The organism is Helicobacter sp. 12S02232-10, from assembly GCF_002272895.1.
Lineage (GTDB): Bacteria > Campylobacterota > Campylobacteria > Campylobacterales > Helicobacteraceae > Helicobacter_J.
The window spans coordinates 87,456-100,270 of the sequence record NZ_MLAQ01000004.1 but is presented as its reverse complement, the minus strand read 5'-3'; the positions used below and the strand labels follow the sequence as shown (position 1 = coordinate 100,270).

General features: G+C 34.6%; 12 protein-coding genes. 2 read left to right on the top strand and 10 right to left on the bottom strand.

What is annotated here, in order from left to right; genetic code table 11:
- Positions 1 to 10 precede the first annotated feature (10 nt).
- The 5 genes from BKH41_RS04570 to lysA are packed head-to-tail and all read right to left on the bottom strand — an operon-like array spanning position 11 to position 5,426.
- Positions 11 to 565 (bottom strand): aminodeoxychorismate/anthranilate synthase component II, encoded by a 555-nt coding sequence (locus tag BKH41_RS04570; RefSeq protein ID WP_095297437.1) that lies wholly within the window; start codon positions 563 to 565, stop codon positions 11 to 13.
- Entirely contained in the window at positions 562 to 2,232 is a 1,671-nt protein-coding gene (locus BKH41_RS04565; protein ID WP_095297435.1) for a chorismate-binding protein, read from the bottom strand. The genes BKH41_RS04570 and BKH41_RS04565 overlap by 4 nt, the downstream gene beginning before the upstream one ends.
- The gene (locus BKH41_RS04560) at positions 2,229 to 3,125 is read right to left on the bottom strand and encodes a phosphatidylglycerol lysyltransferase domain-containing protein (RefSeq protein WP_095297433.1); all 897 of its coding nucleotides are present in this window, start codon (positions 3,123 to 3,125) and stop codon (positions 2,229 to 2,231) included. The genes BKH41_RS04565 and BKH41_RS04560 overlap by 4 nt, the downstream gene beginning before the upstream one ends.
- A gap of 8 nt (positions 3,126 to 3,133) precedes the next feature.
- Complete coding sequence (gene pheA / locus BKH41_RS04555) at positions 3,134 to 4,204, bottom strand: prephenate dehydratase (RefSeq protein WP_095297431.1); 1,071 nt, start codon at positions 4,202 to 4,204, stop codon at positions 3,134 to 3,136.
- Complete coding sequence (gene lysA / locus BKH41_RS04550) at positions 4,191 to 5,426, bottom strand: diaminopimelate decarboxylase (protein ID WP_095297429.1); 1,236 nt, start codon at positions 5,424 to 5,426, stop codon at positions 4,191 to 4,193. Before lysA ends, pheA begins: the two co-directional genes overlap by 14 nt.
- A gap of 88 nt (positions 5,427 to 5,514) precedes the next feature.
- Here lysA and BKH41_RS04545 point away from each other — a divergent pair, with 88 nt between their 5' ends.
- Complete coding sequence (locus BKH41_RS04545; RefSeq protein ID WP_095297427.1) at positions 5,515 to 5,904, top strand: hypothetical protein; 390 nt, start codon at positions 5,515 to 5,517, stop codon at positions 5,902 to 5,904.
- A 16-nt stretch (positions 5,905 to 5,920) separates the two neighbouring features.
- On the opposite strand, the gene BKH41_RS04540 is transcribed toward BKH41_RS04545, so the two are convergent.
- From BKH41_RS04540 to mltG, 5 genes are all read right to left on the bottom strand, one after another.
- The gene (locus BKH41_RS04540; protein WP_095297425.1) at positions 5,921 to 6,490 is read right to left on the bottom strand and encodes a 2-oxoacid:acceptor oxidoreductase family protein; all 570 of its coding nucleotides are present in this window, start codon (positions 6,488 to 6,490) and stop codon (positions 5,921 to 5,923) included.
- Positions 6,491 to 6,492: 2 nt separating this feature from the next.
- Entirely contained in the window at positions 6,493 to 7,320 is an 828-nt protein-coding gene (locus tag BKH41_RS04535; protein ID WP_095297423.1) for a 2-oxoglutarate ferredoxin oxidoreductase subunit beta, read from the bottom strand.
- A gap of 1 nt (position 7,321) precedes the next feature.
- Positions 7,322 to 8,449 (bottom strand): 2-oxoglutarate synthase subunit alpha, encoded by a 1,128-nt coding sequence (locus BKH41_RS04530; protein WP_095297421.1) that lies wholly within the window; start codon positions 8,447 to 8,449, stop codon positions 7,322 to 7,324.
- A gap of 25 nt (positions 8,450 to 8,474) precedes the next feature.
- Positions 8,475 to 8,789: a 4Fe-4S binding protein gene (locus tag BKH41_RS04525; RefSeq protein ID WP_095297419.1), complete on the bottom strand. Its 315-nt coding sequence runs from the start codon at positions 8,787 to 8,789 to the stop codon at positions 8,475 to 8,477.
- Positions 8,790 to 8,935: 146 nt separating this feature from the next.
- Positions 8,936 to 9,865: an endolytic transglycosylase MltG gene (mltG, locus tag BKH41_RS04520; RefSeq protein WP_095297575.1), complete on the bottom strand. Its 930-nt coding sequence runs from the start codon at positions 9,863 to 9,865 to the stop codon at positions 8,936 to 8,938.
- Here mltG and BKH41_RS04515 point away from each other — a divergent pair.
- On the top strand, positions 9,813 to 12,773 hold the full coding sequence (locus tag BKH41_RS04515; RefSeq protein ID WP_095297417.1) for a DUF3971 domain-containing protein: 2,961 nt from the start codon (positions 9,813 to 9,815) through the stop codon (positions 12,771 to 12,773). The two genes, mltG and BKH41_RS04515, sit on opposite strands and share 53 nt — an antisense overlap.
- Positions 12,774 to 12,815 lie beyond the last annotated feature (42 nt).

The window sequence follows — 12,815 nt, the reverse complement described above, 5'->3', positions numbered from 1 at the left end:
TAAGATTTTCTCAAAGCTTCAAGAAATTCTCTAATATTTTTTTACCCCCATCAGACAAGACTGATTCGGGGTGAAACTGTACGCCATAAACATCATAAAGCTTATGTTTAAGAGCCATAATGACTCCATCGTTATCATAAGCTAAAGCAATCAGTTCTTCTCCAAGCGAAGAGACATATAAAGAATGATATCTGCCCACCATCAAACTTGATCCCAATCCCTCAAAAAGTGCGCAAGGAAGTAAATTGATTATGGAAGCTTTTCCATGAACAGGTGCAAAAAGCCTTGAAATCTTTCCCCCATAAGCCTCCGCGATACATTGATGTCCTAGACAAACTCCCAAAATTTTCTTACTCGCTGCATAATGCTTGATCAAATCCATATTAATCTTAGCATCTTGAGGATTTCCAAAACCGGGCGAAATCAAAATATGGCTATAAGAATCCAAATCTTTTAAAGCAATACCATCATTTTTAAAAACATCTATTTTTTGATCAAGCGCTTCAATATAATGGACAAGATTATAAGTAAAAGAATCGTAATTATCAATCATAGCAATTTTCATTTCTGCACTTCCACTAAAGTCATACCTCGCACCGAATTGATACAATAGATTTTATCTGCTTGCTTCAAATCTGACAAACGCAATATTTTTTCTACACACATATGCTGAGCAAGTAATTTTTCCCGATATATACCCCCAAGCAAACCACACTCTATCGGAGGCGTAAAAAGATTACCATCAATTTCAAGCACCAAATTACTCCTAGCCCCCTCTGTGAGTTCTCCATTCTGATTGTAAAAAACCTCATCAAAAATCATTCCTTCTGTGATTTTTTGCATACTTTTCTCATACCAAGGGCGATAAGTGGTTTTATAATATAAGAAATCGTTCCGATTATCTAAAAATTCATTACTGAGAATAATTTTATTGCTTGCAGGGAGCAACCATTCTGAATAAATCTTAGATGTATGCCCATTTTTATCTGATAAAATCCTAAGAATTCCATCTTTTTGGGGTTTTAAAGCCTGCAAAGAATCGTCAAATTTAAAACCGAAATAATCGGCTGCACGCCTCAAACGCTTCAAATGCAAAGAAAAATCGATGATTTTCAAATCTTGCACACGCATTGTTTCAACTAAACAAAAATCAATCTTTGGGTAAATAAAAAGTGATTTCAGTTTGGTCTCATCCCATTCCTCGCTAGTCTTACTATCCCAGACAATTCCTCCACCCACATTTAGTGTATAAGTCTTATGTTTGCATTTTTTATAAAGAGTGCGGATAGGAACGCTGAAGCGCATTCCGACTTTATCAATAACCCCAATAGCTCCGCAATAAATACCTCGATCTTTAGTTTCAAGCTTGCTGATGATTTCCATTGTTTTGATTTTAGGAGCACCGGTAATGGAACCACAAGGAAAAAGAGAATTGAAAATGTTGTAAAGTGAAATATCTTTAGGAATTTCTGCTGTGATTTCTGAAATCATCTGATGAAGTGTGGGATGGGTTTGTATCTCAAAAAGCTTGCTTACTTCGACGCTCCCTTTTAAGGCAATTTTACTCAAATCATTGCGCAAAAGATCGACGATCATTACATTTTCACTTTGATTTTTTATATCATTTTTAAGAAACGCTTTATTTTTTAAATCCTCCTCTTGATCTGCTCCTCTTTGAATCGTACCTTTCATCGGTCTAGCAATGATAGAATGATTTGCACCTTTGGAAGTAATTTCAAAAAAAAGTTCGGGCGAAAAACTCAAAATACTTTCAAATTCATTGGTAATAAATGCTTTATAGGGAGTATCCTGATTATTTAAGATCGAATAAAAAACACTCTCTTCATCACAATGAGTAAATATATCTATCGGATAAGTAAAATTAGTCTGATAAGTATCCCCTTTTGCAATCGCCTCCTTGATTGAAACAATCTTATCTTTATAGACATAAAAATCTATTTGTGGCTTCAAATGGGGATAAAAAGCATTCCAAATATTTTTTTTGAGGGGAAAAGGGCGACTTTTGGCGAAATGTTCAAAATACAAAAGAGGTTCTTTCAAAACAATATCTTTACCTAAAAAAATATCTTTCGCCTCATATTTCACATAGCCTACAAAATAACCTCTGTGGCGATGAGAATCAATATAGTCAAAAGCTTGTATAAGCCCTTTTCTATCAAATGCGACAAGTTTTTTCAGGCTTTGATAATAAAGCTTATCTCCAAAAATCATCCTTCAAAAACAGCTTCAAATTTCTCAACTAAAAATACCGGATTATAGCTCATTTTAGCTCTTCGTAATCCCTCTATCCCTAAATCTTCTTCACGATTGGCATAGACATAGGTGCTAAATTCGTTTAAAAGAAGCTGTTGATTAATGATCTGATAAGCTCCATGGTGTTTGGAATCAGCTTTTTCAATATGCACCACTACCATTTCTTGATTGATAATCTCACCAAAACTGAAAGCAATGATCTCATCTCCTATACTTACAAACCCACCTTTTAAGCCCAAAAATTCATAGTTTTTAAGTGCATTGACAATCCCAATATTTTCATTTTTCAACCCTTCGCTTGCCTCATCTTGAATCTGCAAAAACCATTTTTCCCACGCTTGAAGAACTCTAAGCTTATTGGATATGTCAATACTTGTATAAGTAAAATTAGGGTAGGTCTGCAAAAACTGGTTTAAATGATTTTTTTTCTTATGGTATTTTCTGCCTGAAAGCTCAATAAGTTCTTTAATATTATAAACATAATCGCTACGATCACGATTAGGGAAAATAGAAAATTTCTGAGGAAAATATTCCTGAAGGCTTTGAACAGATTTGGATTCTAAAGAATGAAACTCAAGTCTTTCTCCTCTAAGAGTGCTATCTTGGATTAATGCCTGAATACACAAAGCCCTATTTCCACTCCCGATAGGATAAAAATAAAACGGCGATTTTTGCAGATATTGTGTGCGTATCACTAAAAAACCCTCTACAATCGCATAACTAATTTCTCTTGCGGTATGCCAAATATAAAGATTGCCAAAGCTGATATCTGAGACATAAAAAAAGTCTTTGTTTAAATAAGAATCAAACAAAGGCTTATCTTCTAAAGAGATTTTTTTATACTCAATCATTTTTTTCCTTATTCATCCGTTTTAACATAACTACCCAACCACTTTAACTCATCTTTGCGGGTATCAAAAAGATCTTTAATATGGGGATCATCCCTATGGCCTTCAAAATCAATATAAAATCCGAAACTGAAATCAGATTTTGTTTTGATCGGACGAGAATCAATCTTAGTCAGATTAATACCTCTTTGACTAAAATCTTTGAGTAAATCAAGCAAAGTACCAGACTTTTGAAATCCTTTAAGATTAGCAAAAACTGAAGTCTTATCTTTTCCGCTAGGACGATTGATAAAATCACTGATGATAACAAAACGCGTTTTATTTTTATTAGAATCTTCAATATTGTCAAACATAATGGGTAAATGATACAATTTTCCGGCAATTTTTGAGCAAATCGCAGCAGAATTTTTATCCTCTTTAGCAAGTTGGGCTGCTTTTGCAGTCGAATCTACGGGAATTCTATCAATCTCTTGAAGCTGATGGGATTCAATAAATTCATTGCATTGTCCAAAAGCAATATCTTTGGAATAAATACGTTTAACCTCATCTAAATGTTCGCAATTGCTTGCAAAACTATGATGAATAGGCAAAACAATCTCAGCGATAATTTTGAGTTCAGAATTGGCAAGCAAATCAATCGTATCCCCCACCATCCCATTAGTATTGTTTTCCAAAGGCACAACCCCATATTTAGCCCGCTTAAGTTCCACAGCCTTAAAAACCGAATAAATATTTGTCATCGCCAAATATTCGCTCATCGCCCCAAATCTCTCTTCGGCAGCCTGATGGGTATAGCTTCCTAAAGGTCCTAAATAAGCAACTTTTTCAGGCAATTCTAAATTTCTAGAAATAGCAAAAATTTCTTGGTAAATCGCTTCAATAGTCTTATCATTAAGATATCTAGATTCTCTATGTGACAAACGCTCAATGATCTCCCTCTCTCTTTCGGGTCTGTAAATACTCGCACCTACTTTAAGCTTTTCTCTCCCAATCTCAGATACAATGGCTAAACGCTCATTTAAAAGATCAAAGATTGCATCATCAATCGCATCAATCCTGATTCTTTTTTCACTTAAATCCATTTTGTGCTCCTTGAAGGATTTTAAGCTCATCACTAACCATATCTTCAAAATTCTCCCGATGTTTCAACACCCTATCCTCACCTCTTTCAATACCGACTTCTGCTACTCTTTTTCTTGTATTATAGTTACTTGACATACTATAGCCATAAGCACCTGCATTTTCAAATACAATCAAATCCCCTGAAGCCAAAGAAGGAAGCATCACATTCTTGGCAAGATAATCCCCGCTCTCACAAATCGGTCCGACAATATCACACAAGCTTTCTGAATCTTTTTGGGGTTTATTTTTAAAACAAACTCTAACTTTATGAACAGCCTGATAAAGGGTTGGACGCATCAAATCATTCATTGCTCCATCTACAATCACAAAACGTTTTGTCTTGGTATGTTTTTCATATAAAACTTTTGTGACCAAATAACCGCTCTCCCCCACGATATATCTTCCGGGTTCGCAAATAATAGTAAAATCCAATCCTTTGAGCGCTCTTAAAATTGTTTGAGCATAATCATAAAGCTCAATTGTTTTTTCATTAGCATAAGCAATACCAAGTCCCCCGCCCACATCAAAAAATTTTAAATCAATTTTAAGAGCAAGTAGGGATCGGGCAAAATCTGCTACCTTTTCCACACTTGCAGTTATAGGCGCTAAATCCGTAAGTTGAGATCCGATGTGAAAATGAATGCCGACAGGTTCTAAAAAAGGCGAATTCTTAGCATAAAGATAAAGTTTTAAAGCCGTTTCCTTATCAACGCCAAATTTATTTTCATCAAGCCCTGTAGAAATGTAGGGATGTGTCTTTGGATCGATATTTGGATTGAGGCGAACTGAAATTCTAGCCTTTTTATCTAATTCTTTGGCGATAAATTCTATCCGTTCAAGCTCTTGTTGGGACTCTACATTTAAAAATAAAATATCTGTCTCTAAGGCTTCCTTGATTTCCTCATCGCTTTTACCCACACCACTAAAAATAATCCTATATTTTTTCACTCCTACCAAAATCGCACGTCTCACTTCTCCGATAGAAACACAATCTGCCCCGCTTTCAAGACAAGAAAGCGTATGAATGACACTCAAATTTGAATTTGCTTTCAAAGCATAGCAAATCAAAACCTTTCTTCCAAAAAAAGCATTTTTAAAATTCAAAAATTGTTCTTTAATGCGATCTAAGTCATACACATATAAAGGCGTTTTGTATTTCTGCGCCAGACTTAAAAAATCCATTTTTATCCTTAATAGAGTTTAAATATAAAAAGGCTACAATTCTAACTAAAAGTCTTTAATGTAATCATTTAAGTCAAATGAGGAAAAAATGGATCCAAATGCATTTTTTATTATCGTTTCATTTGTAATTGTTTTTGGAGTATTTTTCATTACTCTGCTAAAACTTTTAAATAAAAAGAAACAAAAAATTGCTCTAAACGATGACAAAATAATCGATTACAACACCGTAATGCTTTTGCTTGATTCTAGATATAGTACTTATAAAGACCTACAAAGAGCAATCGAATATTTTTTCAACAATTACGAAAAATGGGATCTGAATAAGTCTCAAAAAAAGAATTTTTTATTTGCGCTTTGTCTGCATAAAAATGCCAATTCAAAAATAATTCTTGAAACGCAAAAAAAACTCACTGATCTGAATGAAAATATGAAAAACGATTTCGAAAAAATTGTTAAAAAAGCCATTGATATTCGTTAAATCCCCGACTTTGAAATCAGGATTTTGCCAATCCGATTTTCATAGCCTCTAAAGCGTGCTTTTCGCCCAATTCAAATGCTTTTTTATTTAATTCTACTACTTTATCAGGAACTTTGCTAATCATTGTATTAAAAACCAAATCCCTATCTACACATTTTGTAAAGGTAACCGTTACAGCCAAAGCAACTACTGATTGGGTCACAACATTTCCAACCTCTTCTTTTGCGATAGTGATGATGGGAATCTTATAAATCTGGTATTTTTTAAAATCTTCTTCTATGGGGAATACCAAATTTGGCTCAACCACAACAATTCCGCCGACTTTTACTCCAGATTTAAACTGATTGTAGCTCACTTGAGCAGTAGAAAGCATAAAATCTATTTCGCCTTCATTTGCATAAGGATAAAGAATTTCTTTAGAATCTAAAAGAATATCAACTTTCGTAGGTCCTCCACGGACTTGACTTGTATAAGTGGATGCTTGGACGCCATAACCCCCACCACGGATTCTAGACTCTGCAAGTATCTCTCCGGCAAGCAAAACCCCTTGTCCTCCAACACCTGTGAATCTCAACTGGGTTTCCATAATCAATGCCCTCCTTTTTCTTGGGCTTTTTTAATCACTTCTTTATAAGCTTTTGTATATTCAGTCTTTGTTGTATCTTGCTTCAATATGCCTGTAGGAAATTTTCCTTCTTTCTCTTCATCTTTGAGTTCGTCATATTTGCGTTTTGAAATTGTGCGTGATTCAATCCATTTGAGCGTTTGAATTGCTTCACCCATCTTATTTTTGCGTCCTAAATTAATATGGCAGTTACTATGGATATCAAAAAAACTAAATCCCTCATGCTTAAATCCTTCAGTCAATATTTTTTCGATTTTCTTAGGATCTAAAACACTTTCTCTAGCAACAAAAGTAGCGCCTGCTGCATCAGCAAGTTTGCAAGGATCAAAATTATTGTCAATATTTCCATATTGAGCAGTCACAGTCCACATTCCTTTGGGCGTAGTAGGTGAGGTTTGAGAATTAGTAAGTCCATAGATAAAATTATTAACCAATACAAAATTAATATCAATATTTCTTCTGCAAGCGTGTATTGTATGATTTCCCCCAATTGCAAGCGCATCACCATCACCAGATACAACAATGACGTGCTTATCAGGATTGGCCATCTTAATCCCTGTAGCATAGGCCACTGCCCTTCCGTGTGTAGTATGCACAGTATTACAATTTACATAAGAACTCATTCTCCCACTACAACCAATCCCGCTGACCAAACAAACATCATTCATATTCCACCCAAGCGCATCAATAGCTCGAATGATCGATTTCAAGATAACCCCATCGCCACAACCCCAACACCATAAAGTGGGCATTTTTTCCACTCTTAAATATTCATCGTAATTAAATGCCATCTTAAAGCTCCTTTAATTTAGAAATAATCTGAGTGGGCGATATGCTTCGACCATTTGCCTGACCCATAAAATGAACTTTTCTTTGTAAAATTCTTTCGATCTCCTCTACATACTGCCCTTTATTAAGCTCAATAACTAAAATTTTTTCAAATTTCTGTCCCAAAGCCTTAATTTGCTTTTCGGGACTAGGCCAAATTGTAATGGGACGGAAAAGCCCTACTTTTTTACCATTTTGTTTTTTGAGTTCCACCATTGCTTCTTTCACAGCCAAAGATACTGAACCATATGCAATGATAGCAATTTCAGCACCATCTAAATCGATTTCTTCATTTTTTGTAATGGTATCAATCCTAGATTCTATTTTTCCAAATAACCGATCAATCAAAGCTTGCCCCATTTTTGCATCTTCGGTTGGGAATCCGATGGGTCCGTGATGTAACCCTGTAATATGATAGCGATAGCCTTTAAAAAATGGATTTAAAATGGCAGGTTCATTTTCAGGAACCCCATAAGGTTGATAATCCTTAGGATCTCCTTGAAAAACTTTTCTATTTTTGATTGTTTTTTGCATTTCTTCAAAATCTGGAATCATTGTCTTACCATACATATGCCCGATTGTTTCATCCATCACTAAAAATACCGGCGTCATCAACTCTTCGGCCAAATTAAATGCGCGAAAAGCCTCCGTATAAGATTCTGCCAAGTTTCCTGGTGCAAGAGCTACAGCTTTAAAATCGCCGTGAGAAGGATGCTTTAAAAAAGATATATCCCCTTGCGCAACACGCGTAGGCATTCCAGTTGAAGGACCCGAACGCATTACATCAGCAATTACAAGAGGAATTTCAGCCATAAAACCAAGTCCGATTTGTTCGACTTTGAGTGAAATTCCAGGTCCCGAACTTCCTGTCATTGACTTCACACCACTCATACTAGCTCCAAGCGAAACCGAAATCCCACTAATTTCATCTTCCATCTGAATAAAATGCCCTCCATATTTTGGAAGCAATACACTCATTTGGTGCATAATATCTGAGGAAGGCGTAATCGGATAACCTCCATAAAATCTGCAACCAGCCTCAATAGCTGCCATTGCCACTAATTCATTCCCACCAGAAATAACTTCTCGCATTATCTTCCCTTTTCTTTTAATTCAATTAATTCAATAACATAAAATTATTCTCTTTGACTTTTTGAGCCCTTTCTTGCGCATCTTGAGAAACTTTTGCAAATTTAAACTCTTTTCTGTCTGCCACATAAATCGCAAAATCAGGACAATGCAATTCGCAATCCAAACAACCTATGCAACTTTCAGGATGAGCAACTTTTACAATTTTTCCCAACACTTTATTTGCATCTAATCTCATACCCAAAACGCCTGCAGGGCACAAAGAAACGCAAATGTCACAACCCTTGCAACGATCCTCATTTACCCATACAGGGACGTCCTTAGGGGCAACCATACTAGACATTATCTTCTCCTTCGATTGATATAATATAATCCGAATTAATTTCTGCCCTAATTGAGCAGACCATCTAAACCTAAAAATAGTAACATAAAATTTTGAACAAATTTTAACCATATCTTGACTAAAATTTAATTAAAGTTCAAAAAAAATTACCTGATATTCTTCAAATGCTGCTGGTATGTAGAGCTGAAAACATGATCTCCATTTTTTGTCTTAACAAAATACAGATACTTTACATCAGCAGGGTTAATGACGGCTAAAATCGCATCCATACTCACACTCCCGACTGGGTATGGCGGAATCCCGCGATATTTATAAGTATTGTAGGGAGTGGTATCTTTTTTAATCCGCTCTGGCGTTACTTTTGTATGCGAATATTGCCCGTAATTTAAGGCTCCATCCATTTGCAGAGGCATACCGATTTTTATCCTGTTATAAATAACTGCAGCTACAATCGGCATTTCTTTCTTATTTGCAGCCTCTTTTTGCACAATGGAAGCCAGCGTAATGTAACGAAACCACTGCTTCTCATCAAAACGTCCCAAAACTTTTATTGCCAATTCTTTATGTTTATCCATAGAACGCGCGACCAAATATTGCATCAAATAATTTGCGCTGATACCCAAAGGCAATTTATAAGTATCGGGCAAAATAACCCCATCGGGAAAAGGTGCATATCGCTTGTAAGCTTCCCAAAGATCAGATTCTTTCAATCCGAAAATATTGCTCGCATCACGGATAAAAAAATACATTGTTTCACCCGGTATCAGAGTGATATCCTTAAGCGCAGCTTTTGACTTGGTAAGACGATATAAAAAATCTCCTTTAGCAAGCTCAGTCTCTCGAATATCTATCCATCCGCTTTGAGGCTTCCCCATCACGCGCAAAATATACCTGTCAAAACCATTGATATCAAAGTTATTTTTAGATAAATATGTTATAATTCCTTTAATTGACCCCTGTGGCATATAGATCACACTACTTGAACGTATGGGAATACTTAAATAAAAAAAGATTGACACCACTATGAGTAAAATCGTATCAAAAAAAATACTGAGCCTTATTATCTTCTTTGTCATCATTATCATACTTCTTTTTACAGGGTATAAAATTTTATCCGATGGTCTTTATATTCAAAATATCAAAATTGGCAAACTGAATATTAATGAATTGTATCTGAAACTAGACAATAAACTCATATTAGACATTGGCAAGCTTGATATTTCCTCTTATCTCAATTCCAAGCCCAAACAACCCTTAGACGTGGAAATCTTTACCGAAAATATAAAATATGGCATTTGGGCAATATCTTACTTCCAAAGATTGGGGATTAAAGAAATTATTCTAGATAAAAATAGCAAAGCCTCTATCATTTATGATGGCAAACAATACAAGTTAGAATTTCCAAATATTCAAGCTAATTTTGCCATTCAAAACAACAATAAAGACATATCCTTGAAAATCCTAAATTTGATTTTTAAGGATATGGGTATTCAAACCGATGGGAATATTATCTATTCGACCCAAACTAGAAAATTAGGATTCAATCTAGCTATTTCTCCAATTCAAATTAAAAAAGACATTCTTTATCTACAAGGAATCACTGATCTAAAAAAGATTGAACTCAAAGCTAAAACTTCAGAAATCAAAGACATTGGATTTTTACAACCCTTTTTTGATAAAATCCAAAATCCCGAACTGCAAGAATGGATTTTTGAAAAAATAAAATTTTCTAGTCTGCAAATCAATTCTGCAAAAATTCAAGCAACTTTAACAAAAAACCATTTTCTTCCAACCCTCATCAAAAACGCTAGTATCAAGATAAGCATAAAAAATCCTGAAATCTATCTAGAAAAAGATCTTGAACCTATTAGAGCAAAACAAACCGATATAAAAATAGAAAACCAAAAGATTTATATTGACCCTCAAGCTCCCATCTATGATAATATCAACTTGGAAGGATCGAATGTGATTCTTTCTAACTTGCTTGACTCCCCCAAATTGGACCTAAAAATCATTTCTAAGCAAACCCACTACAGCCAAGCTATCAAAAATTTGCTCGGAATTTACCATATCAATCTACCTTTAGATAATATCAACTCGCCTCTAGATACAGATATTAATCTTTCTGTCCAATTTTTGCAAAACTCAGAGCCAATTTTAAGTGTCAAAGGGCTAATTAGCACTCAAGAAAACAATTTCTTACTTTATCATATTCCTCTTTATGTACAAAAAGCCGATGTCTCACTAGACATTACTCCTGAATACAAATATGTCTATATCAACGCAACGCACGCAAGATATCAAAATATAGCCGATACGGATGCAAATATCACTCTTAATCTAGGAGAAAACAATCTACATACTGATATGAACATCCATAAACTCCAAATCAGTACAAATAATGACATCAATACGCAACCCTATCAAAACCCTATCGATCAACAATCTCAAGAACAACAAGACCAAGTCGATCAAAAAATTTCTGAAAACAAACCTGTTCAAACCACTCAAGTCGATCAAAAACCATTCCCTACCTCGCAAAAAAGCTCTCCTGCAGCTCTCCTTAAGAGAAAAATTATCGAAGCCATCAAGGCTCAATCCGAAGATAAATTTACAAAAGATATTTTTTATGCAGACAATCAAACATTGCCAACACTCTCTTTTGATATTGACTTCTCAAATCCTCAATCAGTTCTTTTAAATATTCCCGAATTTCAAGTTGAAGGGATTATAGGTGAAAATCTTTATGAGTTTAAAGCAAACGACTTGAGTCAGTTTTATACCTATTCACCTTTGATGCAATATATCTTGATTAAAAATGGGAATCTCGACATAAAAACAAAAGATTTTGAAAATATTGATTTTGAAATCTACCTCTCAGATTTAAATCTTCCTATATATCAAAAAGACGGCAAACAACTCAATGAAATTTCAATTTCAGGAAAAATCAATAAAGATGAAGTAATAGCTTCCTCTTCAAATCAAGACCTCATCGCACATATCAAAGGCAATAAAAAAAGTATTACTTTCAAAAATCTTAACTTCAACTTAGATGAATTTCTCAAAAGCGACATACCTGCAGTCAAGGAAATGTTTGCCCAATCTCCCCAAACTAAACTCACACAAAAACAAATTGAAGAAGAAACTCATTTCATACGAGAAAAACAAAGATACGAACAAACCCATAACATTGAACCTCTGATAACAACTATCGAATCAGATAACACTGCCATCACATATAAAAACTATCAAATCCCTCTAGAAAATATCAATTTAATGTTGCGCGATGGAAGAATATCTGCTGATGGTACCTATAAAAACGGGATAGTCAGTCTTGACCTCGCATATGGAAATATCCTAATCAGGGCAAATAATTTTAGTGGTGATTACATCAATAAAGTCCTGAAAAAAAATATTGTCAGAGGCGGACTTTATACCCTAATAGGAGCCTATAGGGATGACACTTTTAGTGGCGAGCTCAAACTACAAAATACACTTTTTAAAAATTTTGCAGTTTTACAAAATATCATCAACCTGATTGATACTATTCCCTCCTTGATTGTATTTAAAAACCCCAATCTAGGAACTGATGGCTATGAGATTCAAAAAGGAAATATCATTTTTGCCATCAATTCAAAATATATCGGCATTGAACACATCAATCTGATTGGAAGCTCAATGGATATTGATGGGAATGGCGTCATTGAATTGGGTTCAGAAGAAATCAATATGAATCTTACAATATCTACAATCAAAAATTTTACCAACATTGTCAATAAAATACCCGTCGTGGGTTACCTGATACTCGGAAAAGAAGGGAAAATCTCCACAAACGTCATTATAAATGGCACACTAGAAAATCCAAAAACAGAAATTACCCTTGCTGAAGATGCAATTAAAGCTCCATTTAACATATTAAGAAGAGTCTTTACCCCTATCGACATCATTGTCGATGAGATAAAAAATGAAATGAAAAAAGAATAATTCAATATCAAATTTAATATTCAATACTATAATTAATACTAT

Coding starts and splice junctions, on each gene's coding strand:
- BKH41_RS04525 (WP_095297419.1), bottom strand. CDS start 8,789: ATGTCTAGTATGGTTGCCCCTAAGGACGTCCCTGTATGGGTAAATGAG.
- pheA (WP_095297431.1), bottom strand. CDS start 4,204: ATGGATTTAAGTGAAAAAAGAATCAGGATTGATGCGATTGATGATGCA.
- BKH41_RS04540 (WP_095297425.1), bottom strand. CDS start 6,490: ATGGAAACCCAGTTGAGATTCACAGGTGTTGGAGGACAAGGGGTTTTG.
- BKH41_RS04565 (WP_095297435.1), bottom strand. CDS start 2,232: ATGATTTTTGGAGATAAGCTTTATTATCAAAGCCTGAAAAAACTTGTC.
- mltG (WP_095297575.1), bottom strand. CDS start 9,865: ATGACAAAGAAGATAATAAGGCTCAGTATTTTTTTTGATACGATTTTA.
- lysA (WP_095297429.1), bottom strand. CDS start 5,426: ATGGATTTTTTAAGTCTGGCGCAGAAATACAAAACGCCTTTATATGTG.
- BKH41_RS04530 (WP_095297421.1), bottom strand. CDS start 8,449: ATGCGAGAAGTTATTTCTGGTGGGAATGAATTAGTGGCAATGGCAGCT.
- BKH41_RS04545 (WP_095297427.1), top strand. CDS start 5,515: ATGGATCCAAATGCATTTTTTATTATCGTTTCATTTGTAATTGTTTTT.
- BKH41_RS04560 (WP_095297433.1), bottom strand. CDS start 3,125: ATGATTGAGTATAAAAAAATCTCTTTAGAAGATAAGCCTTTGTTTGAT.
- BKH41_RS04570 (WP_095297437.1), bottom strand. CDS start 565: ATGAAAATTGCTATGATTGATAATTACGATTCTTTTACTTATAATCTT.
- BKH41_RS04515 (WP_095297417.1), top strand. CDS start 9,813: ATGAGTAAAATCGTATCAAAAAAAATACTGAGCCTTATTATCTTCTTT.
- BKH41_RS04535 (WP_095297423.1), bottom strand. CDS start 7,320: ATGGCATTTAATTACGATGAATATTTAAGAGTGGAAAAAATGCCCACT.